The organism is Rhodococcus sp. NBC_00297, from assembly GCF_036173065.1.
Lineage (GTDB): Bacteria > Actinomycetota > Actinomycetes > Mycobacteriales > Mycobacteriaceae > Rhodococcoides.
In genome coordinates this window covers 3,340,648-3,362,493 of record NZ_CP108041.1, presented here as the reverse complement: position 1 = coordinate 3,362,493, position 21,846 = coordinate 3,340,648, and the positions used below count along the sequence as shown (strand labels likewise).

The 21,846-nt window shown below is 63.5% G+C and carries 18 protein-coding genes; 9 read left to right on the top strand and 9 right to left on the bottom strand.

From position 1 onward, the window contains the following. Positions 1–15: 15 nt before the first annotated feature. Together OG947_RS15820 and OG947_RS15815 are read right to left on the bottom strand one after the other, a co-directional pair. Entirely contained in the window at positions 16–996 is a 981-nt protein-coding gene (locus OG947_RS15820; RefSeq protein WP_328812302.1) for a DUF1942 domain-containing protein, read from the bottom strand. After that, positions 990–1,877, bottom strand: a complete 888-nt coding sequence (locus tag OG947_RS15815; protein WP_328812301.1) for a hypothetical protein — start codon at positions 1,875–1,877, stop codon at positions 990–992. The genes OG947_RS15820 and OG947_RS15815 overlap by 7 nt, the downstream gene beginning before the upstream one ends. Before the next feature lie 397 nt (positions 1,878–2,274). On the opposite strand from OG947_RS15815, the gene OG947_RS15810 reads away from it, so the two are divergent. The 3 genes from OG947_RS15810 (at position 2,275) to OG947_RS15800 (ending at position 6,197) form a co-directional block, all read left to right on the top strand. Continuing rightward, complete coding sequence (locus OG947_RS15810) at positions 2,275–3,552, top strand: MFS transporter (protein ID WP_328812300.1); 1,278 nt, start codon at positions 2,275–2,277, stop codon at positions 3,550–3,552. Between the two features lie 659 nt (positions 3,553–4,211). After that, the gene (locus tag OG947_RS15805; RefSeq protein WP_328812299.1) at positions 4,212–5,492 is read left to right on the top strand and encodes a competence/damage-inducible protein A; all 1,281 of its coding nucleotides are present in this window, start codon (positions 4,212–4,214) and stop codon (positions 5,490–5,492) included. Between the two features lie 6 nt (positions 5,493–5,498). After that, a complete protein-coding gene (locus OG947_RS15800; RefSeq protein WP_328812298.1) occupies positions 5,499–6,197 on the top strand; it encodes a hypothetical protein in 699 nt (232 codons plus the stop codon). A gap of 62 nt (positions 6,198–6,259) precedes the next feature. Here the strand turns inward: OG947_RS15800 and OG947_RS15795 are convergent, their stop codons facing one another. Both OG947_RS15795 and OG947_RS15790 read right to left on the bottom strand, forming a co-directional pair. Beyond that, positions 6,260–6,568, bottom strand: coding sequence for a hypothetical protein (locus OG947_RS15795; RefSeq protein ID WP_328812297.1), 309 nt, complete (start codon positions 6,566–6,568; stop codon positions 6,260–6,262). 73 nt (positions 6,569–6,641) lie between these two features. Beyond that, positions 6,642–8,231 (bottom strand): MFS transporter, encoded by a 1,590-nt coding sequence (locus tag OG947_RS15790; RefSeq protein WP_328812296.1) that lies wholly within the window; start codon positions 8,229–8,231, stop codon positions 6,642–6,644. 118 nt (positions 8,232–8,349) lie between these two features. Here OG947_RS15790 and OG947_RS15785 point away from each other — a divergent pair, with 118 nt between their 5' ends. Continuing rightward, on the top strand, positions 8,350–8,946 hold the full coding sequence (locus OG947_RS15785) for a TetR family transcriptional regulator (RefSeq protein ID WP_328812295.1): 597 nt from the start codon (positions 8,350–8,352) through the stop codon (positions 8,944–8,946). Between the two features lie 49 nt (positions 8,947–8,995). After that, on the top strand, positions 8,996–9,307 hold the full coding sequence (locus tag OG947_RS15780; RefSeq protein WP_328814043.1) for a DUF2834 domain-containing protein: 312 nt from the start codon (positions 8,996–8,998) through the stop codon (positions 9,305–9,307). Between the two features lie 794 nt (positions 9,308–10,101). On the opposite strand, the gene OG947_RS15775 is transcribed toward OG947_RS15780, so the two are convergent. Genes OG947_RS15775 through OG947_RS15765 form a run of 3 tightly spaced genes read right to left on the bottom strand, consistent with a single transcriptional unit; the run spans position 10,102 to position 13,255 of the window. Next, positions 10,102–10,923, bottom strand: a complete 822-nt coding sequence (locus OG947_RS15775; protein ID WP_328812294.1) for a sugar phosphate isomerase/epimerase family protein — start codon at positions 10,921–10,923, stop codon at positions 10,102–10,104. Continuing rightward, the gene (locus OG947_RS15770; protein WP_328812293.1) at positions 10,920–12,101 is read right to left on the bottom strand and encodes a dihydrodipicolinate synthase family protein; all 1,182 of its coding nucleotides are present in this window, start codon (positions 12,099–12,101) and stop codon (positions 10,920–10,922) included. Before OG947_RS15770 ends, OG947_RS15775 begins: the two co-directional genes overlap by 4 nt. Continuing rightward, a complete protein-coding gene (locus OG947_RS15765) occupies positions 12,098–13,255 on the bottom strand; it encodes a Gfo/Idh/MocA family protein (RefSeq protein ID WP_328812292.1) in 1,158 nt (385 codons plus the stop codon). The genes OG947_RS15770 and OG947_RS15765 overlap by 4 nt, the downstream gene beginning before the upstream one ends. 214 nt (positions 13,256–13,469) lie before the next feature. On the opposite strand from OG947_RS15765, the gene OG947_RS15760 reads away from it, so the two are divergent. From OG947_RS15760 to OG947_RS15745, 4 genes are all read left to right on the top strand, one after another. Continuing rightward, positions 13,470–14,501, top strand: a complete 1,032-nt coding sequence (locus OG947_RS15760) for a LacI family DNA-binding transcriptional regulator (protein WP_328812291.1) — start codon at positions 13,470–13,472, stop codon at positions 14,499–14,501. A gap of 116 nt (positions 14,502–14,617) precedes the next feature. Then, on the top strand, positions 14,618–15,487 hold the full coding sequence (locus OG947_RS15755; protein WP_328812290.1) for an ABC transporter permease: 870 nt from the start codon (positions 14,618–14,620) through the stop codon (positions 15,485–15,487). Positions 15,488–15,527: 40 nt separating this feature from the next. Further along, positions 15,528–16,553: an ABC transporter substrate-binding protein gene (locus OG947_RS15750; RefSeq protein ID WP_328812289.1), complete on the top strand. Its 1,026-nt coding sequence runs from the start codon at positions 15,528–15,530 to the stop codon at positions 16,551–16,553. 8 nt (positions 16,554–16,561) lie between these two features. Then, the gene (locus OG947_RS15745; protein WP_328812288.1) at positions 16,562–17,371 is read left to right on the top strand and encodes an ABC transporter ATP-binding protein; all 810 of its coding nucleotides are present in this window, start codon (positions 16,562–16,564) and stop codon (positions 17,369–17,371) included. Positions 17,372–18,011: 640 nt separating this feature from the next. Here OG947_RS15745 and OG947_RS15740 read toward each other — a convergent pair. Both OG947_RS15740 and OG947_RS15735 read right to left on the bottom strand, forming a co-directional pair. Next, entirely contained in the window at positions 18,012–19,718 is a 1,707-nt protein-coding gene (locus OG947_RS15740) for a hypothetical protein (protein WP_328812287.1), read from the bottom strand. Positions 19,719–19,949: 231 nt separating this feature from the next. Then, complete coding sequence (locus OG947_RS15735; RefSeq protein ID WP_328812286.1) at positions 19,950–21,821, bottom strand: DUF262 domain-containing protein; 1,872 nt, start codon at positions 21,819–21,821, stop codon at positions 19,950–19,952. Positions 21,822–21,846 lie beyond the last annotated feature (25 nt).

Sequence of the window (21,846 nt, the reverse complement as noted above, 5' to 3'; positions counted from 1 at the left end):
CACAGAGTTTCCGTACTAGCACGGAATGATGTAGCTCGGATCGGTCGACTCGTCCAACCACTTTCCGTACGCGCCGCCCCCAGCGGCGCTGACTGCGGCGCAGATCTCGGACTCTGTCCGCCCGGCGACGCGGTAGACGGCGTAGATCGCATTGCCTTCCGCCGTTGCCTGGCGCAGCGACGGGCACGAATTGTCCGTCCGCAAGTACCGAGAACCCGAGTTCCGGGACAGTTGCTCGGACACCTCCTGTTCGTAGGAGCCGGGCGCTGTCGCCGAATACAGAACGACGATCCCGGTGCCATCGCAAGACGGAACAGTCATCGGAGTAGGCAGATCAAGGTCGCCCCGGATGGTTCCGCTCTGCCCAGCCCCGCTTCTCGGCACCGGCGCCGGCGCGTTACCGGGCGCGGACTGCCCGACCCATCGTGCCAACTCCTCACCCAGAGCACCGTTGTACCGGATAGATGTGATCGGCGGACCCGTCACGTCGAAGGCGACAACACCCTTGATGCGGTCTCCGGCGGACACAGTTCCCGCGAGAAGTTGACCGTCGACGGTTCCGAGTGCGGCCCCGTACGCCGTGCCGTCAGACGCCCGTGCCGTGAAGTACAGGGGATTGACGTTCGTAGTGCCGTCCACGCCCTCCACAGTGACGGTGACTTGCTGCAGGTCACCGGCGGCCGGGAGACCGTACGTCGAAGGCTGCGCGGATGAGAGGCTCTCGACAGTGACTCTCGTGAGCACGCCACCATCGTCGACGCTCTGCATGGCACCGATAGGCGCGGCGTCCTCCAACGGGGCAGCGTCCGCTGTATTCCCGCCGCTGGCAGGGCTCGCGGAACCGCTGTCGGCACTTCCGCTGACGCTGTGGCCACAGCCTGTCAGGGCGACAGCGAAAACCACGAAGACGCACGCTGATGTTCTGATGACCCATCGAGGTCTGTCGGACGTCGACGCAGTCCGTCCCACCGAGACGTTGCGATCACGAGTCACCATGCGTCTGCCGCCACGCGCTGAGCTGCGGACGACGACAACGATGTGATCGCATCGGCCAGTTCGGATTCACTCTGTCCACCGGCGAGCCCGGGAGTCGCCGGTACGGACGACATCGTGACGCTGAAGCTCACCGTCCCCACCGACCATGCCGCCTCGACGAGACCGAATTCGTCGTTGACGATGGCGCTGCCGCCGTCGAGGGCGATCAGCCGACCGGCCTCGAGAAGGAAGTCATTGGTAGCCAGCTCTGCCGACAGGACGTCGTCTGCCGCAGCGGCCGGATCGGCGAATTCGGTCGCTGTGAACCCGACTTCGCCTTCTGCGGTCGAGCACACCCAGGAGGCGGTGGCACCGTCGGGGATATAGGCGGTCGGGTCGTCAGTGACGTCGCCGAGCGTCGCGTTGAAACCATTGCGGGTCAGCGCGTCGGTGTCGATCAGCGCGCAAGCGTCACGACGGCGAATGTTCGATGCAGCGGCGAGGGAGGATTCGCGTTTCTCCCGATAGTCCGCAAGTGAGCCGTCCGGGTCTGGAAACTCGACACCACCGGGGCACTGATCGATGTAGGAAGTCGCTATCGCAGACGTATCGGTCCGCCCGTCAGCACCGGCGACGGGCTGCCCCGAGTACATGATCCAACACGGCCTGCCAGTGCCGTAGATGTCCTGGTCAGACTCCGGCGTCCAGTCGAAAGCGGTGATGTCGTAGTCCGCGGAGTTCGCGTACCCGTAGCAATAGGCAGCCGACGTGTCCGCCAGGTAGGACTTCACGCATTGATCGGTCAGCGACACGATGTCCTCGTAGTCGACGGTGTCCGCAACGAATCGGATGTTCGACTGACCGCCCTTGGCCTCTTTCGTGACGGACTTTGTTCGCACCATCGATCGATCGAACGTTGGTCCGGCCTGGTTGGCCGTCGATTCCGGCGAGGTAGACATCTCGCTGGGGCCGGCAGTTTCCGACGCAGACGTTTCGGTTGACGGTGAACTGCACGCAGCGAGTACTACAACGGCTAGGGCAGGCACGAACAGCATTCGCTTCAGATACAAGGCTTCCTCAACTCACAACGGACGACGACACACCACTGCGTCAGCACTACGTCCGTCTTGTCGCCTCTGTCCCGAACCTCGTTACATGGAGGAGCCGACGAACTGCCATGTGAACGAGTGTCCACGTCACTGTCGTCCGGGCCCGGCCGGTGACGACCACGCTCCTACCCCACCCGCCCGCCCGCCCGCCCGAGAAGCAGGATTCCGACGGATACGCCAGACTTCCACCGTGTCGACGACCGACAGAGCACGCGTCCCCCGTTCCGGCATCGTCGGCGGCACATTCGCCTTGCTCGGCGCCCTCTACTTCGCGCAGGGGTTGCCCTTCGGCTTCTTCACCCAGGCACTGCCCGTGGTGTTGCGGCGGTCCGGCTACTCCTTGGTCGCGATCAGCGCGAGCGGAGTGCTGTTCGCGCCGTGGGCACTGAAGTTCCTCTGGGCGCCCTATGTCGACGGGTACGGAAGTCGACGACGGTGGCTGCTCTCGCTCCAACTCGGCGCGGCAGCAGTTGCGTTGGTACTGGCCTGCCTCGACCTCACGTCCGGCCTGCAGTGGCTGTTCGTCGGCATCGCGGTGGTGAACGTTCTGTCTGCGACGCAGGACATCGTCACCGACGGGCTCGCCGTGCGACTACTCGATGCACGCGACCGAGGTGTGGGCAACGGGATCCAACTCGGGGCGTACCGCATCGGCATGATCGTCGGCGGCGGCGTACTGCTGTGGCTGTTCTCGTTCGCGGGATGGCGAGCCTTGTTCGTCGCGATGGCCGTGTTGATCGTCGCGTCCACGATCCCGGTCCTCCTGCTCCGCACCCAACTCGACAGGGCGGACGCGCGACCGGCGGAGTCGACGACCGCAGTCCGCCTCGCCGGAACGTGGTGGGTTCGTCTGCGCCGACCAGGTGTCCTGGCGTTCATCGGCCTGATCGCCGCCTACAAGTTCGGCAACTCGATGGGGTCGGCCCTCGTCGGTCCGTTCCTCTCCGACCTCGGACTCTCCCTGGGCCAGATCGCGCTCCTCGAAGGCGGCGTCGCATCCGGGGCAGCGCTCGCCGGTGCCGCCCTGGGTGCTTGGTACGCAACACGCTTCGGCCGACGACGCGCCCTGCTCGTCGCGGGCATCACGCAGACCCTCGCGCTCGGCTTTTACGTCGCCGCGGCACTCGACATCGGCGGGCTCGCCCTTGTGGTGACCGCCAGCGCCAGCGAGCACGTCTTCGGCGGCGCCGCGACCGTCGTGCTGTTCGCCCTCATGATGGATGCCTCCGAACGTGTTTACGCCGGAACCGATTACACCCTTCTCGCGTGCGCCGTCGTCTTCTCGCAGGGCATCGCCGGACTCGCTGCAGGCGTGGTGGGTCAGGCCTTCGGCTACGCCGCCATGTTCGGGACTGGGCTCCTCCTGTCCGGGCTGGGGTGCGCGCTACTGCTCTGGGCGCTGAATAAGGGCATCGGGCCCGTGCAGTTGAGCGAGTCGGTCACGAACCATGGCGCATGTGAGGAATGACGTGATTCTGCGAGTTTGTAGTCGAGCAGGACTGCAGCCGAACGGTCGCAAGTCGCGACTCGTTCCTAGGCCGATTCAAGATTAGCCGACCAAGTCAGAACACGATGTCGTACATCAGGTGTAGACACATGCCATGGACTTGTGGACAGCGTCGACGCCATTCGCAGCTTTACTAGCTGCGATACTGCTTATCTCATCTACCGCATTGAGCGTAACCAGCCCCCACCGGACGTACGGCCCTGTCCTTACTGGTGTTCGGATTACCCAAGTGGTACTGACTTCTGTCAGCATTGCTTGGATATTCATTGCTTTCCATACCTGGGCAGGGACCATACCGAACGGACGGCGTCTCCTTTGGAGCTCGATCGCGACGGTGACGATATTGACAGCCACCTGTTTCCTTATTGCGTCTCTGCATTCAATTACCGCCAGTATGCGCAGGACTAGAAGATCTAGCGATGAACGTAGAAAGTGGGCCGATACGATGAGCTGGGTCCCGCACGGACGGTCGGACGATCTTGGCGAAATATAGTTGTTGAAGATTTGAGCTCCGTGACTTGATCCCGAGCGCCGACTTGTGTCCGCGGGCACTGGTGTTGCGAAGATCAGGCGCCATGGCCCCCGATAGGGGCTGACCGCGGCCGCCGTAGTGTCGAACCATGGCAGTTCGCGCGGGTGTGGTGGTCACGGGTAGCGAAGTTCTGGCCGGGCGGGTCAGCGACCGCAACGGCCCCTGGGTGGCGCGGCAACTCCTGCAGATGGGGGTCGATGTCGCTCACCTGACGGTGTGCGGTGACCGGCCGGCCGATCTGACGGCCCAGGTCCAGTTCCTCGCCGACCAGCACGTCGACCTCATCATCACGACCGGAGGCCTCGGCCCGACTGCGGACGACCTCACCGTCGAGACCGTCGCCGCACTCTACGGCCGGGAGTTGCACCTCGACGTCGAACTCGAAGGCCGCATCACGGCCGTCGTCGAGCGCTGGCGCAGTCGGCTCGGCAGCGTCGCCGACTCCGAGCCGCTACGAGCCGGGGTGCGCAAGCAGGCGATGGTTCCTGCCGGAGCGCAGTCGATCTCGCCGACGGGCACGGCACCGGGCGTGGCGATGGCCGACGACTTGGGGACCCTCCCCACGGTCCTCATCCTTCCGGGCCCGCCCTCCGAACTGCAGTCGATGTGGCCGGAAGCGATCGAGAGCGCACCCGTCGCCGCAGTGCTCGCGCGGAGGACGTCGGTCACCGAAAACACCATCCGGGCCTACGGATTGTCGGAGGCCGACCTCGCCGCGACCTTGCGCACCGCAGAGAGCTCGATTGCCGGGTTCGGCGATCTGGCGATCACGACCTGCCTGTCGCGCGGTGAGCTCGAGATGGTCACCCGCTACGAGGAGTCCGCGGCCGCCGCCTACTCCGACGTGCTGGCACTCATCGAAGAACACCATGGCGCGCAGATCTTCTCGACCGACGGTTCCACCATCGACGACATCGTGGCGACTCGATCCGGTGGCCGCCGCATCGCGACCGCGGAATCATGCACCGGCGGCATGATCGCCGCCCGGCTCACCGATCGGGCCGGCTCGTCGGCCTACGTGGTCGGCGGCGTGGTGTCGTACGCCAACGAGGTGAAAATCGGATCACTCGACGTCCCCGCCGCCATGATCGAGGAGCACGGCGCCGTCAGTGAACCCGTCGCCGCCCGCATGGCCGAAGGAGCACTGCACCGCGTCGGCGCCGATGTCGCCGTCTCGACCAGCGGAGTTGCGGGGCCGGGTGGCGGAACGGAAAGCAAGCCCGTGGGCACGGTGTGCTTCGGCATCGCTGCCACGGGCCGACCGACCGTCACGCGGACGCTGCGGCTACCCGGTGATCGCGCGAGTGTCCGAGCGCTCTCGGTCACCGTCGCGATGCACATGCTCGCGGATGCACTCGGCGACGCCTGAACATCGATGGACACCACCCCGGCACTCCCCCGCTGGCAGTTCGCGTCGGATGATCTCCTCACGCGCTATGTCGTGGTCACCGACGAGGACATGCGCGGCTGGTCCATTCACACTCACCATGTCGACGGCACAACTGACACGTCTCGGTTCAACGAGCAGCCGGGGCTTGTCGACGACACTGGTCGGGTGTTCTTTCACGACGACGGGCCCACGCAAGTGTGGGCCGCGGAGATCGATGCCGCAGCTTTGCTGATCAGTCTCGAAACGCCGACGGGCGTCCTGCTCGAGGTCGACCAGTGGGACGCGATGACCGCATGGCTCGTCGAGTCGATGCAGGACGAACCCGCCGGTCTCGTCATCGATCTCGGCCCCAACACGGACATCCCCGACGATGAGCTCGACGACATCGAGCTCATCACCGCGCAGCTTCACCGCCTCGACGACGGGGTGGTGATGGTGCGCCGGTCGCGCCGCATCCTGCACACGCTTCGTTTCGCGGGCCATTCGGTACAGGGACTAATTCTCGACAGATGGCACCACGACGGGCATTTCGACGACTGCACCGACGGGTACCTGTTCAGCCGCGATCTCGCGCTCGCGGCCGGGGCATGTGTCGCCTGGGTGCGCGATGCTGGTGGCATTGAAGCCGCCGATCGGCTCGGGTGTTCGTTCGACTTCGCAGACGAGCTACCTCGACAGGCATGATGCCCTGCAGTCGACGCCTATCCACCTCTGCGCGCAGTCGAGGACCTAACGCTGACCGCGAGTCATCCACGTCCTGTGATGCGCAGTCCCCGCCACCCAGCCGCAGCGGACGCCAGGGCCCCGGCTGCTCCCCCGATCACCGGATAACTCCACCAGGGAACCGGAAGCGCGTTCCACCATCCAGAGCCGGCGTGGTCGAGCGTCAGGGTGGTCGAGTAGCTCCTCGTCATCTCGACACCGCGCAACGGCACGTAGGCGCCGTCGTAGATCACCTCGCTCTGATCACGATAAAGTGCGAACCCTTCGACACCCAGGAAAACCAAGCCGATCACGACGCCCGCAAGGGCGCCCCACAGAACGAGAGTGCGCACACAGCACCCTAACCGGCGTCACGCCGTGCGCGGCTTTTCTGCGGTCGTTCCTCGACAGTAGGAACGGCTCGAGTCAGCCCATGTGAACCGGGGTGTCGCCGGACGGCAGGTCGGTCTTGCGGGCACGAACCAGCACCAGCACGATCGGCGTGATCAGGATAACCATGATCGCCGCTGCCGCGAACGCGTGCGCGTATCCGGAGACCTCCGCGGAGAACATGTAGTCGATGGTGGAGTTGATGAAGTTGCGGATCGGTTCCGGCAGGGCAGCGAGCTCGGAATCGGACGGCATGGTCTGCGACGCCAGGGCCTCCGGGGGCACTCCGGCGGGCGGCACGGGCGCGATGTTCGACGACAGGTAGGACGACTTGGCGGACGTGTAGATCGTGGTGAAGACGGCGGTTCCCAAGGCGCCACCGATCTGCAGGGCTGCGTTGACGAGTGCGCTGGCAGCGCCGGCGTCGTGATCGGCGACCCCGATGAGGGCCACGTTCTGCATCGGCACCATGAGCAGACCCAGCCCGAGCCCGAGGAGCATCACTCCGGGAAGCACGTGCGTCCAGTACGAGGTGTCGACGCCGATCTGAGTGAGCAGGACCAGACCGATGGCCGAGATGACGGGGCCGGCAGCCATCAACGGCTTCGGTCCCACGCGAGGCATCAATGCGGACGCTGCGGCGGCGGTGATCATGATGCCGCCGGTCATGGGGAGGGAGGCGACTCCGGCGACGACGGGGCTGAATCCGAGCACGATCTGGAAGTAGAAGGTCAGGTACAAGGTGCCGCCGAGAAGGGCGGCGCCGATAATGGCCGAACCGAGGTAGGCGGACCCACGGTCTCGATCCAGCAGGACGCCAAGCGGCAGAAGCGGATTGGCAGACCGGGACTCGACGACGACGAACGCGGCCAGTAGAACGATGCCCAGCGCGATGAAGCTGAGGGTCGAGACGTTGGACCAGCCGTCTTCAGCCTCGGTGAACCCGTAGACCAGTGAGCCGAGCCCGAGGGCGACCAGAATCGCGCCGGGAACGTCGTACCGCGTGTCGCCCTCAGCCTTGCTCTCCTTGACCAACGGGATGGCGGCGGCGGCCGCGAAGATCGCGACGGGAACATTGACCAGCAGGCACCAGCGCCAGTTGGCGTACTCGGTGAGCACGCCGCCGAGCAGCAGGCCTACGGCAGCGCCACCACCGGCGATGGCACCGAAGACACCGAACGCCTTGGCTCGTTCCTTCTCGTCGGTGAACGTGGTGGTCAGGATGGCAAGCGCAGCGGGGGCGAGCAGGGCGGCGAAGACGCCCTGGCCGGCACGGGCGATGAAGAGCTGGTAGCCCTCCTGCGCCAGGCCACCGATGGCCGAGGCGATCGCGAATCCCGCCATGCCGACAAGGAAGGACCGCTTGCGGCCCCAGTAGTCGGCGATGCGGCCACCGAGCAGCAGCAACGCACCGAACGCGAGCGCGTAGGCGGTGATGACCCACGCGCGGCTGCTGTCGCTGATGCCCAGGTCTTCCTGCGCCTGCGGCAGAGCGATGTTGACGATGGTCGCGTCCAGCACGATCGTCAGCTGAGTGATGGCGACGATGCACAGCACGAGCCAACGACGCTCGTAGTTCGGATTGGCGTCGTTCTCTGACGACACGATGTCGGGCGTGCTGGTCACGGGCGTGCCTCGGTCCTGGGAAAGGTAAGCGGTGGAATGTCTGTTCGACGATTCGAAAATGTACCGTCGCGGTCCGACACGGTCAAACGAACTAGTTGGTTGGCGTAGGATTCGGCGTGTGAAGTCGGACACCCCCATCTCCCCCGCCGCCTCTGACACGCGTGAACGAATCCTCGATGCCGCACGCCGCGAGTTCGCCGAGCACGGCCTTGCCGGCGCTCGCGTCGATCGGATCGCACAGTCGTCTCGCTCCAGCAAAGAGCGCCTGTACGCGTACTACGGCGACAAGGAGCGGCTGTTCGGCGCGGTACTGGACCTTGGTTTCCGGCGGTTCGTCGAGTCCGTGCACTTCACCCCACGCGATCTACCCGGGTACTCCATGGATGCCTTCACCCGCCTCGCGAGTGAGAAGGACGAGCACCGGATGCTGCTCTGGGCGCAGTTGCAGGGCCATCTCCCCGCGAGCGAACACGCCGAGGTGATGAGTGAGCGTGTTCGCGAGGTCGAGCAGGCTCAGCGCGACGGATACGTCGACTCCGATTGGAGTGCAACCGATCTGATGACGTTGATTTTCGGTGTGCTGTTCAGCTGGTTCACCACACCGGACCTCGACCAGCAAGCCCATCGGCGGTGGGACGACGACGAGATCGCGCGGCATCGTCTCGTCGTCGGCGAGGCGGTCAGGAGATTGGCGGAGCCGCGGGTAGAACGGTGATCACCCCGATCGAAGGAGCCCCGTGACCGTGTCCGAGGAACGCCGTCTGATGGCTATTGCCGCAGTGGCCGGCATCGCCCAGAACGCCATCGCGATCCCCTACGTCCGAGAGCACGGCACCCGCTCGGTGGCAGACTTCTTCGTCGGCAAAATCTGGTCGACGGTGCCCGGAAAGTTCGCGATGGTCGATCTGATTCTCGTCGTCGTCGCGTTCCACGCGTGGGCGCTGCCGGAGTCGGGTCGACTCGGGATCCGCCGATGGTGGTGGGCAGCGCTATTCATGACCTTCACCGTGGGGATCGGCACCGCGATCCCCTTCTTCCTCGCTGCACGGGCTCGGGCGTTGCGAATGGCGACCTGACGGGGTTCCCGCGCGGGAAGATCGTGCCCCCGCTTCACAGCATTCCGCGTAGAGACTCGTTCTCGACAGATGACACCAACGAAGTGCGTCGGCAGTCTGAAAGCACATAGAGGGCCTGCTCCCACGAACCGGCCGCAGTAGGAATTCCGAGGGCCTCGTCCACACCCCCTAATCACAAACCCGCCAACAGCGAGATGGGTTCGCTGAACTAGTGCGACCCTGTCAGGAAGTGCGTGGTCGGAGTCTGGACGTCAAGCGTCGCACCCTGCTCGTTGAACTCACATCACCTTGGTGCTGCTCGAGGAGCTCCTCGATGCGTGACCACGGAACTATCTTCCTATGCGCAGCGCATTGCGACGAAGGGTTACGCCCGGCCTTCTTGATGGCATCGGAAGACGCTTCGAGCCGACTCGAGTCTTCACCAAGCGCTTCTGCAAGCCACACCAGTCCTGGCGCACACCTGAAGTGGTTGTAGGCGTATTTCGCGTCTTTCCCCGGGTTCTTACGTCCGTAGAAACCCGGCCCATCGTACTCACTCAACCAACCGACGAGGTGTTCGCGCTGACTGGCGTACTTCCTATTGGGATCAGCAGGGAAGGGCATCGATGCTTCGAGTGCGTCCGTGACCGGTTGTTGCGCTGACAGTTTCGAGATGATGTCGGCGAGTGCACGTGGTTCCACCCAACGCTCCATTTCTTCAACAAGTAGACGTCGAGAGCATCCTAGCTTTCACGCGTCTGCTCCAGTGAGTAGCCAAGAACGTCTTGGCAACGGACCTAGCGGATCGCCTCTTCCTAATTGCCGGGTGCGTCGATCAGTTCGCGATACCTCTCCACCATCCTTCCGATCACCTGATCACCATCCGACGCCCAGATCGCCGCGTTGAAGATCTCCACCTCCACGTCACCGCGGTACCCGGCCTCCTCGACCCACCGCCCGATGGTGGCGAAGTCGATCACCCCGTCGCCCATCATCCCGCGGGACAGGAGCGGGTCCGCTTCCATCGGCACCAGCCAGTCGCACACTTGGTACGAGCTGATGCGTCCGCGTTCTCCCGCCGTCTCGATCTGCGCCTCGAGGTCGGGGTCCCACCACACATGAAACGTGTCGACGACGACGCCCACCGCCTCCACCGGATGCGGCTCCGCCATGGCCAGTGCCTGACCCAGCGTCGAGATCACCGCTCGATCGGCCACGAACATCGGATGCAACGGCTCCAACGCGATCCGCACACCTTGCTCCAGCGCGTAGGGCACCAACGCGGCGAGCCGCTCGGACACCCGTGCCCGCGCACCGATGAGGTCGCGATCCGGGATCCCGCCCATCACCATCACAAGCTCGGGAGCCCCGAGCTCGGCCGCCTCGTCGAGTGCGCGACGGTTGTCGTCGAGCCCGTCGTCGTCGATGGCCGTGAGAAATCCACCGCGGCAGAGGGTCGACACCCGCAGTCCGGCATCGGAGATCATCTTCGCCGACTTCGTGACCCCGGCTTCCTGCACGCGGTCACGCCACGGCCCGATAGCACCGAGTCCCGCCCGCGCAGCACCCTCGACGGCCTCCTTCAAGGTCCAGTTGTTCACCGTCTTAGTGTTGAGAGACAGGCGCTCGAGACTCATGCCGACACCCCGTTCAGCTCCAGGTACACGCCCATCCGGTGCACGGCCAAGGCCGGGTCTGCCAGCAGCCCAGCACGATCCGCCAGGACGAACAACTGCGTCAGATGCTCCACACTGCGGCCCGACGCCAACCCGCCGACCATCGAGAAGCCGGGTTGCTTCCCGTTCAACCACGACAGGAACGCGATGCCCGTCTTGTAGTAGTAGGTGGGTGCCGCGAAGATGTGTCGGCCCAGTTCCTGCGTCGACCGCAGGATCTCCTCTGCCCGAGCCGTGTTGCCATGATCGAGCTCCTGCAACGCCGTGGACGCCGCGGGGTAGATGCCGGCGAAGATACCGAGCAGCGCATCGGAGTGGTGCTCACCGTCGCCCATGATGAGCTCCGGGTAGTTGAAGTCGTCCCCCGTGTACAGGCGCACTCCGTCGGGCAGGGCTGCGCGCAGAGCGATCTCGTGCTGAGCGTCCAGCAGCGACACCTTCACACCGTCGACCTTCGCAGCGTGTGCCTTGATCAGTCCACGGAACGTCGCGGTCGCCTCGTCCACCACCGCGCTGCCCCAATAGCCCTCGAGCGCAGGGTCGAACATCGTTCCGAGCCAATGCAACACGACGGGCTCGTCGACCTCGTCGAGCAGCGTCGAGTAGACGGACAGGTAATCGTCGGGTGACGACGCCACCCGCGCCAGCGCACGGGACGCCATGATGATGACCTTGGCGCCCGACTCCCGCACCACCGCGATCTGCTCGCGGTAGGCGTCGAGGACACGGGCGAGACCCTCCCGACCCGACGGCAGCATCGACAGGTCGAGCTGGTCCGTTCCGGCGCCGCAGGCAAGCAGGCCGCCGACCCGGGCAGCCTCGGCACCCGAACGTCGGATCAGCTCCGCGGTCGCGGTCCAGTCGAGGCCCATGCCGCGCTGGGCGGTGTCCATCGCGTCGGCGACACCGAGTCCGTAGGACCACAGCTCGTGCCGGTAGGCGAGGGTGGCGTCCCAGTCGATGTCGGCCGGTGCGCCCGGAGTGTTGTCACCCGTCGTACGCGGAATGACATGTGCCGCTGCGTAAGCGATGCGCGAGGTGATCGGGGAGGTGGGCTTCGTCCACTCACCGGGCTCCCTCAGCTGATACGAGCCGTGGCCCGGCAGCGCGATGGTGAGGCGCGAGTCGACGGCGGTCACAGCGAGATCTCCGGCACGTCGAGGCGGCGGCCCTCCGCGGAACTACGCAGGCCGAGTTCGGCCAGCTGCACACCGCGCGCGGCGGACAGGAGGCCATAGCGGTGGGGGCGCTCGGCGATGACGTCGCGCAGGAACTCCTCCCACTGCAGCTTGAAGCCGTTGTCCAGATCGGCGTTGGCCGGAACGTCGAGCCATTGGTCGCGGAAGGGTTCGGTGACGGGCAGATCGGGGTTCCACACGGGCTTGGGAGTGTGCGAACGGTGCTGGGCGACGCAATTGCGCAGTCCCGCGATAGCGGAGCCATGAGTGCCGTCCACCTGGAACTCGACCAGCTCGTCGCGGAACACGCGCACGGCCCACGACGAGTTGATCTGCGCGACAACCCCGTTCTGCATCTCGAAGATGCCGTACGCCGCGTCGTCGGCGGTAGCGGCGTACTCGTTGCCCTGCTCGTCCCACCGCGTCGGGATGTGAGTGGTGGCCTTGGCGGTGACGGTCTCGACCTTGCCGAGGATGCCCTCGAGCACATAGTTCCAGTGGCAGAACATGTCGACGACGATGCCGCCGCCGTCCTCGGCGCGGTAGTTCCAGCTTGGCCGCTGCGCGGGCTGGCCGTCGCCCTCGAAGACCCAGTAGCCGAACTCGCCGCGCAGCGAGAGGATGCGTCCGAAGAAGCCCTCGTCGACCAGTCGCTTCAGCTTCACCAGCCCGGGGAGGTAGAGCTTGTCGTGGACGACGCCGGCCGTGACGCCCGCGTTCTGTCCGATGCGGGCCAGTTCGATGGCCTGGGTCAGCGTCTCGGCCGTCGGCTTCTCGGTGAAGATGTGCTTGCCGGCCTTCATCGCCGACGACAGTGCCTCCGCGCGACGCGAGGTCACCTGGGCGTCGAAGTAGATGTCGATCGACGCATCGTCGATGACCGACTGGGCGTCGGTGGTGTAGTCGGCGATGCCGTGCTGGGCGCAGAGTTCCTGCAGCTTGGCCTCGTTGCGACCGACGAGCACCGGCTCGACCTGGACGCGCGAGCCGTCCGCGAGCAGCAATCCGCCGGCGTCGCGGATGGGGAGGATGGAACGCAGGAGATGCTGACGGTAGCCCATGCGACCGGTGACGCCGTTCATGGCGATGCGCAGGGTTCGGGTGGGGTGGGACATCGAATGGCCTTTCTGACTGCTCGGCAGTCAGGTCTGAAGAGTGCACGACCGAGTGGATCGAGGCGCGCGAGGGCCTCGGGAGACGGTGCGGCGGAAAGTCCTGCACGCGTCGAGGGGCAAGTCAGCTTCGGAATGCGCTTTCCAAGCTATGCTGTCGGGGTCGATCGGTCAACAGGTACCGGTAGACCGCAACGATTTCGTGGGGGTGGCGAGCATGGCGGCAGTGCGATTGCGTGACGTGGCAGCAGCGGCCGGCGTCTCCCAGGCCACGGCATCGCGAGTGCTCAACGGCTCGTCGAGAGTGCCCGGCGAGGGCGTCGCCGACCGAGTGCGTGCCGCCGCAGCCGATCTCGGCTACATTGCGAATGCCCAGGCCCAGGCCCTGGCGCGGTCATCAACGGGGCTGATCGGTCTCGTCGTGCACGACGTCGCCGACCCGTACTTCTCCTCCATCGTCCGCGGCGTGCAGAACGAGGCACGTGACGCCGGCAAACTCGTGCTGCTCGCGAGCACCGAGCGCGACTTCGCCATCGAGCGGCAGTCGGTGAGCACGTTCATCTCCCACCGTGCCGATGCCATCATCCTCGCTGGGTCGAGGCAAAGCGGCGACCTCGACCGCGCGCTGGAACGCGAGTTCGAGGCTTATCGGGACAACGGTGGCCGCGTCGTCGTCATCGGTCAGCCCATGCCGTTCGGTGCGGCTGTCGAACCCGAGAACCATTCGGCATCAGCAGCATTGGCCGAAGCACTGTACGAGCACGGCCATCGGCGCTTCGCGATCATCGGAGGCCCGGGCAACATTCGCACGTCCGCGGACCGTCGCAACGGATTCGTCGAAGCGCTGTGCCGCCACGGCATCACCCCGGAGATCGAGGTGGCCGGCGACTTCTCTCGCGACGGCGGCTACAGCGCGGCACGACGCCTCGCGGCCGCCTTGGAACTGACGCCCGGTCACGGCACTCCCCCGTGCGTCTTCGCCGTCACCGACGTCATGGCCATCGGAGCCATCGCCGCGTGGCGTGAGCTGGGCCTGAGCGTTCCCGACGAAGTCTGCGTCGCGGGTTTCGACGACATCCCCACCCTACGAGACCATGTCCCGAGCTTGTCGACGGTCGCGCTGTCTCTCGTCGACATCGGCGTGCGCGCCGTACGGCTCGCACTCGACCCGTCCGACCGCGCCCTCGACGCGCACGAGTACGCACCGGGAACGGTCGTCCTGCGCGCGAGCAGCGCCCTGAGCAGGTAGTTGTCCGTTTTCCTTGACACTGTGGGCGCGATCACATTAGATTCGGCCGCAGCTTCGGAAAGCGCATTCCAGCGGGAGTAGTCGGACCCGCACCACTACTAGCTTTAGGACTCCTCATGGCGGTAACAACGTCGGTCGAGGCCCCACTCGCTGCACCGTCGGCACCGCATCCCGCGCCGACGCGTCGTCGACGGTTTCCCTCGTTCCGCAACACCTGGTCCGGCTTGTGGCGGCCTCTCGCTCTCGTGGCTGCGCTCGTCGTCGCGTGGTGGGCGGTCACGACCACCGAAATGGTTGCGCCCTACATCCTTCCGTCTCCCGGTGACACCTGGTCGACGATGGTGGGCAACGCGTCCTACCTCGCCGGCCACACCTGGGTGACCACCTACGAGACCATCGCGGGCTTCGTCATCGCCGGCCTGGTCGGTATCGCCGTCGCGGTAATCATGATCTACTCGTCGTCGATCGAGAAGACGATGTACCCGCTGATCCTCTTCGCCCAGGTCATCCCGAAGATCGCCATCGCACCACTGTTCGTCGTGTGGCTCGGCTTCGGCGCCAGCCCCAAGATCCTGGTCGCTGTCCTCATGGCCTTCTTCCCCATCGTCATCGCCGGCATGGCGGGCCTGCGGTCCGTCGACCCGGAGATCCTCGAACTGACGTCCACGATGGGCGCGAGCAAGTGGAAGACGTTCTGCAAGGTGCGCTTTCCCGCCTCGCTGCCGCAGCTGATGTCCGGCCTCAAGATCGCGGCGACGCTCGCCGTGACCGGTGCGGTGGTCGGTGAGTTCGTCGGCGCCAACGAGGGACTCGGCTACGTGATCCTCCAGGCGAACGGAAACATCGACACCGCAATGCTGTTCGCCGCCCTCATCATCATGTCTCTGCTCGGCATCCTGCTGTTCCTCGTCATCGAGATCGCCGAGAAGTTCCTCATCCCCTGGCACGCATCGCGCCGCTCCACCGCGTCCGTCGGCGCAGTGTGACCCGGCTGCCTCACTCACACCTCCTCGAAAGAAGACATCCATGAAGCTCAAGACTGCCCTCGTGGCTGCGGTAGCCGCGTCGCTCGCTCTCGCCGGATGTGGCGGCGGCGGTGGCGGTGCGGAGAAGGCTCCCGGCGCCGACGGTGAGACCACCGCGACGTCGCTGATGCTCAACTGGTACCCCTACGGCGAGCACGCACCGTTCTACTACGGCGTGCAGGAAGGGATCTTCGCCAAGCACGGCATCGACCTCACCATCACCGCCGGCCAGGGCTCGACCAAGACCGCGCAGGCCGCCGGCTCGAACCAGACCGACTTCGGCTGGGCCGACTCCGCCGCCGTCATGTCCAACATCGACAAGGGCGTCAAGGTGAAGTGCCTGGGCGTCTTCCTGCAGACGACGCCGTCGGCCGTCCAGGTCTACGCCGACGGCCCCATCCAGACCACCGCGGACCTCGCCGGCAAGACGATCGCCGTCTCCGCCGGTGACGCACCGACCACGACGTTCCCGATCTTCCTCGACCGCGCCGGCGTCCCCGAGGACCAGGTGCAGCAGCAGAGCCTCGACTCCGCGGGCAAGATCGCCGCCATGCTGTCCGGTCAGGTCGACGGCCTCATCGGCTTCGCGCACGACCAGGGACCGAACATCGCGAACAAGTCGGGCCGCGAGATGCGCTACCTCCGCTACTCCGACGAGGGCCTGAACTTCTTCAGCAACGGCCTCATCGCCAACACCTCCACCATCGAGAGCTCCCCGGAACTGGTGCAGGCCATGGTCGACGCCACCACCGAATCGTTCGAAGCCGCCATCGCCAACCCGGAAGAGGCCGTCAAGGCCATGGTGGGCAAGGACCCGCAGACCCCGCCGGAGTCGGTGCTGCTGCAGCAGTGGCAGGAGACCATCCCGCTGCTCACCACCGCCAACACCGAGGGCCAGGCACCGGGCGTCAACGCCGAGGAGGACTGGACCAACACCATCTCCATCCTCGGCGACGCAGGCTTGACCGAGGTCGGAGCCGAGCCGTCGAAGTACTGGGACTCCTCCTTCACCTCCAGCAAGGAATGAGCGACGACATGAGCGCCATCACCCACGAACGCCCCACCACCGTCACCGACACCGCCGTCTCGGTCGACAACCTCACCGTCCAGTTCTCGTCCAAGCGTGGCGACGTCACCGCGTTGTCCGACGTCGACCTCAAGGTCGGCCAGGGTGAGTTCGTCTCCATCGCCGGCCCGTCGGGCTGCGGCAAGTCCACACTGCTCAAGGTGGTCGCCGGCCTGACCGGCGCGTCCCGCGGCTCTGTCGAACTCGCCGGCCGCGAAGTGAAGGGACCGCAGCGCAACATCGGTTACGTCTTCCAGCGCGCAGCACTCCTAGAATGGCGCACCGTCCGCAAGAACATCCTGCTCCAGGGCGAGATGCGCGGCATGAACAAGAAGGCCGCCGCAGCGAAGGCCGACCAGCTGATCGAGATGACCGGCCTGACGGGCTTCGAGGGAGCACTCCCCCACGAGCTGTCCGGCGGCATGCAACAACGCGTCTCCCTCTGCCGTGCGTTGCTGCACGAGCCCGAGGTGCTGCTGATGGACGAGCCATTCGGCGCCCTCGACGCTCTCACCCGCGAGAAGATGAACGTCGAACTTCACCGCATCTGGCGGGAGACCGGGACGACGGTCATGCTGGTCACCCACTCCGTCGCCGAAGCCGTCTACCTCGCAAATCGCGTGGTGGTCATGAGCCCGAGGCCGGGGCGGATCGTGGATATCCTCGACGTGGACCTCCCGGCACACAGGGAGTACAGCGCGACGATGGAGAAGCCGGAGTTCATCAGCGTGGCCAATACGGTGCGGGACTTGCTGGGGGCTACGACGGGAGCGGACTAGGTTGCCAGCGGTCCCGCATTTCCAGGCCAGAGAACCAAACCCGCGTCTGGGTTGTGGACTTTGTACGTTGACACACCTAGGCGCGGTGGGTGCACAAGGTGTTCGTCATCTTCAGCCGCCGGATCGTCACCCGGCACGCCTCCACCTCAAAGTCAGTGGACCTGGCGTTAAGGCAACGCCGACGGCAATGCTATCCGCTGCAAGCTTCTGAGCTCATGCATCATTGGGGTGCCCAGGAACGGATGTACATCACTGCAGTTGACGGAAGATTGGCACTCGAATACATCGCCGCAGCCGGGTCAGTCGGGATACGACAAGTACTGATCAAGTCGACGAAGAAACTGCACAAAACAGTGCCTTGGGAGATGGTCTTCTCTTTCGGACCCTTCCGGACGGTCGCCAACGGTGAGTTTGCCCCGCCGAATGGGTCGATTACACAACTCCCGGTCGACTGCACTTAACAGCAGGCTCACGACCCCGCATCGAGTAACAGACGCTTCACTAGTCTCGCCTCACCGCCAACGAACTGCCCCAACTGGAAGCCTTACAGAACCAAGAGAGATTCAGGTTGTTCACCTCGCTTTATCATCCGTCGTGGCCGCCGCGTTCACGGCCGGGGACTCCAGCCATCTCGCCGAGTCTAGCGACCAACAGTGTCTACTGATGCGGCCGAACGCTCGACCGCCGCCGTTTCTTTGGGCACATCTGAAGCGCCATCTAAGATGATCGCGGCCAAATCGTCTACGTGCTCGTCGACAGCATCGGCTGGGAACATCCACTGGACGTCGCGGTGCTCTGTGGTGATGCTGATAGCTGCCCTCACGCTCGCGCTATGTTTTGTTCGAGCGCGAACATACCTAACCTCGTCTAGAGTATAGATCGAGCCGAGCACTCCCTGCCGCAGCAAGGTTTTCGGGTCGGCGGTGAAGATCCGGTGGTCGGTGACTGCTACAAAGGTGCTCGATGCAAACTTCTCGACCACCGCCCCCGTCCTGCTTGCAGCAAGTGCATCCCAGGTTGCGTCTATTCGCCTGGCGAGGATCGCTGGTACCACGCCCGTGAGGTTGTGACTGCCGACCTCGTAGGGAAACGCCACGCTGCGGAGAGTCTCGCCGTCCTCAAGAAACCACCGCAGAACGTTCAGGTACGGCTCGAGGTCCAGGTTATCGGGCGCGCATATTGTCTGCGGAATGGCAGGTACGTTCGCTCCGGGATGAAGCACGGTGAAGAGGGGCTCGATGGCTTTGAGGAGGCGCTCGCACGTCAGTCGCGAGGCCTTAGCGTCTGTGCGCTTCTTCGTGAGTGGAACCGCAGCCCGCCCAGGGAGTTCCGCGATGATTCGCAACTCGCGTGTGAGTGAATTAGTGAGCAGTCTGATCTGGCGAAGCGACTCACTGATCTCCGTAGGCAGGTCCCGAACGATCAAGTCGAAGAGCTGCGCCTCTTTCTCGTCGTTGGCACCTCGGGTTCGCGCGAGGCCAGCACGGATAGCCTGGTATTCCGCATGTGTCTTCAACGAAATGAGTAGCGCATGAATGTCGAATACAATTGCCTCAGCATTAAATTCGAGGTACTGACGGCGGGCGCGCCCATTCAGGTTCCCAAGCTCGTCAATGTGTCCGACCACGTTCTTTCGGTACATCTTGAGCTGTTTGCGGATCATTGGACCGCTGGGAGCGATGGGCTCCCACACTGACTCGGTAATGGTGTCGAGTTCGCGAGCTTCCTGGCTTGCCTCATCGACGGCCTCTGCGAGTCCCTCGAGTTCGGCCCACTGATCATTCCGAATGGTCTTCAGTGCCTGTGTGGTGAGCGCAATATTGGTGCGGACGAGACCCGAAATCTCGCCGAGTTGCATCTGGAGCGCGATCATGGCCACAGCGGGGCCGATCGCTGCGACGGCCGACGCGGCCGTCATCGAAACCGGGATGAAGCGTGCCTGGCCGACTATCACGCCATCCTTGAAGATCGCTCCGAGTAACGCACCGTCCTTTCCCGCCATCTCCCCACCGCTCTTCAACAGCGACATCGTCGCATCGTTGACCTTGAAGAGGCCCTGCAAGCCTGACGCATACTCCGCAACGTTTGCCACAAGCGTGCCGACGTTGCCGATCGAGCCCAGAACAGTCGCGAGCTGAGTTCGGTCGACTGCCGGTATCAGATCGAGACTGATGAGCTCTAGGCCTTGGGGGACTTCACCGAACACGACTGCGACACCGGGCGTCACCTCGACGAGGGTCGTGGCTGGAGCGATCTCCAACGCATCTGAGCTACTCTCACCCTCCTCATTGGGGCGCGTGTCAACGCCGTTGTCTTTGCCAGCAGCCTGTTGGGGCACGTCGCTCATGCATGTTCTCCTTCTAGTCGAAGACGGCCTCGTGCCTACCTCCGACGTTCACGTCGAGTATTGCAGTAGCCCCTGACAGTTCAGAGCTCAAAGTGCGGAAGACCTTACATTCGGTCCGGTTGATCGGTGGGCCGACGACTCAGCTTCAGCGGGATCACTGCCGTGCGTCGTCTGCGGCTTCAGTGGACAACGCTTGCTCAAGGGTGTCGGAATATTCGAGCGCCTCAGCTCTCAGGCGCGGAAGGCCTCCAGCCTCTCCGGGTCCCAGACGCGCTTCGCTAGTTCTAACACCAACTTGCGTCTCTCGAGCTGCTCTGCCAAACCGAACTGATCGTAAGCTCTGAACCCTAAACCTTCGCGCTGTACGAACTGCGCAAACTGGGGTTGATGAGTGTAAGCGGACGATGTGAGGCTAGCGGCCAGAAGGTTTTGCTTCGCATAATGTGGGGCCTTCTGATCAAAAGGTCGATCTTGGTAGCTGCGGTTTACATCAGCGGGGAGTAGCAGCAGACCGCCAATGTTATTTCGCGCATTATCGAAATCCGTTCGAGAATCGAAGTCATCGTCGTAGCGGCCGTATTTGTCTGCCCAAATATGTTCAATGTCAAAAGAATTCTTAACTTTGCGATCAACATATTTATCGAAAATATCCGGCTTCCCAGACTCGACATCAACGTAGGATGTAATACGCGCCAAAAAGTGGTAAATATACCGCCGGCTGAACTGGTTCATTCGTAAATCAGTGACCCCAAGACGCCCGCGCACCTGGCTGCCGTCAAAATCGGCGTCGCCCGCGTGAAGCTTCTGCTTAAGTACGTCGACGAGCTCGGTAAGGGACTTATCTCGTATATCTCGACAGAGACCCCACATCGTGTAACTGACACTGGAGTAACCGACACGGATGTAGTTCACTGTCCGACGCATCAGCCAGATATCAAGGTATGTCGCGACAGCGTTCATTTTCTTGGCTGCCGTGTCACTGTCGTCTAGCGGCGAGAGTGCTGCAAGCAAGACCGTAGGTTGCCAGGTGAAGTCATTGTGGGCATTGTAAAAAACCGACTCCCAACCAGGTGTATACGCTTTCGCCGCATCCAAAATTTGCGTGTAGGAACGCGCAAAAAAGGGGATTTCGTCGAGGATTAGTTTTCGATTTTCTGTGCTTGTGCCAGCCCCGATTCGTTTACTGTTGTCACGAATCCAACGATGAAACGCAGTGCCGATGAGCTCCCAGTCCTTATCGGTGGCGCCGGCCTTGCCATCTCGGATCGACTCCGCATATCGTGACCTCAGCCATGCCTTCACAAATACAGAATCGCGTTCTGCGTTCGGTTCCGACCCCCAAGAAATCAACTCAGAAATGGTCTTTTTCCACGTAGTGTTTGCAGAGGTTCGCTCGTCGTGATCATCAATCCCACCTAGCAAATATGCTTTCATCATATCGACCGGACTGAGAGGTTTGCCGCGGTCGTTCATGGTCTCGAAGATCGAGTACGCGTGCTCATCGGTTTCGGTGGCAATCTCGATAAGGCCCACATTAGTTAGCAGCCAGTAAATGAAAGTCTCGAACCCGTCTCCCAGTTCGTCAGCAAGTTCCGAAGACTCAATATCTCGATATCGATCTAAAATGTTTTGGACCGATTCGTTTTTACCCGAAGCGTTGTAATCGTTTCCAGCGAACAACGCTTGTATAACATCGAGCCGTTCCGATATATCAAGATTAAAATTAAGAACGCCGTAGTTGTCCGAGAATATAAGCGGCTCAATCCTTGGGGCTACTTTGAGCTTTCGCGCGGTCGCCTGACGATAGAGATATATCAGAAGCAGCGTGATAGAAGTCGCCCGCTGCTGACCGTCGACCAAATAACTTTTGTCGGCACGACGCGTAACGATGATCGAGCCAAGGAAGTAGTCGGAGTATTCGCTAGCATTCTTCGGTAGATGGCCAGGCTGGTAGTCTTGAGAAAATTTTGTTTGGAGGTCCGATATCAACTCCTCCACGTTTTTCTTGTCCCACTTATATTCTCGCTGATACTCGTCGATCGAGAACGAACGATTTTGAAGTAGTTGAGTGATAGTCCTGTAGTGCGGCGTAATGCTGCTCACTAATTTGCTCTCCTGATTCTATCGG

What these genes read in the sequence shown, in the direction of transcription:
- OG947_RS15750 (WP_328812289.1), top strand. Translation starts at nt 15,528, where the DNA reads ATGAAGCTCAAGACTGCCCTCGTGGCTGCGGTAGCCGCGTCGCTCGCT.
- OG947_RS15740 (WP_328812287.1), bottom strand. Translation starts at nt 19,718, where the DNA reads ATGAGCGACGTGCCCCAACAGGCTGCTGGCAAAGACAACGGCGTTGAC.
- OG947_RS15780 (WP_328814043.1), top strand. Translation starts at nt 8,996, where the DNA reads ATGGCTATTGCCGCAGTGGCCGGCATCGCCCAGAACGCCATCGCGATC.
- OG947_RS15760 (WP_328812291.1), top strand. Translation starts at nt 13,470, where the DNA reads ATGGCGGCAGTGCGATTGCGTGACGTGGCAGCAGCGGCCGGCGTCTCC.
- OG947_RS15765 (WP_328812292.1), bottom strand. Translation starts at nt 13,255, where the DNA reads ATGTCCCACCCCACCCGAACCCTGCGCATCGCCATGAACGGCGTCACC.
- OG947_RS15805 (WP_328812299.1), top strand. Translation starts at nt 4,212, where the DNA reads ATGGCAGTTCGCGCGGGTGTGGTGGTCACGGGTAGCGAAGTTCTGGCC.
- OG947_RS15775 (WP_328812294.1), bottom strand. Translation starts at nt 10,923, where the DNA reads ATGAGTCTCGAGCGCCTGTCTCTCAACACTAAGACGGTGAACAACTGG.
- OG947_RS15820 (WP_328812302.1), bottom strand. Translation starts at nt 996, where the DNA reads ATGGTGACTCGTGATCGCAACGTCTCGGTGGGACGGACTGCGTCGACG.
- OG947_RS15755 (WP_328812290.1), top strand. Translation starts at nt 14,618, where the DNA reads ATGGCGGTAACAACGTCGGTCGAGGCCCCACTCGCTGCACCGTCGGCA.
- OG947_RS15815 (WP_328812301.1), bottom strand. Translation starts at nt 1,877, where the DNA reads ATGGTGCGAACAAAGTCCGTCACGAAAGAGGCCAAGGGCGGTCAGTCG.
- OG947_RS15745 (WP_328812288.1), top strand. Translation starts at nt 16,562, where the DNA reads ATGAGCGCCATCACCCACGAACGCCCCACCACCGTCACCGACACCGCC.
- OG947_RS15800 (WP_328812298.1), top strand. Translation starts at nt 5,499, where the DNA reads ATGGACACCACCCCGGCACTCCCCCGCTGGCAGTTCGCGTCGGATGAT.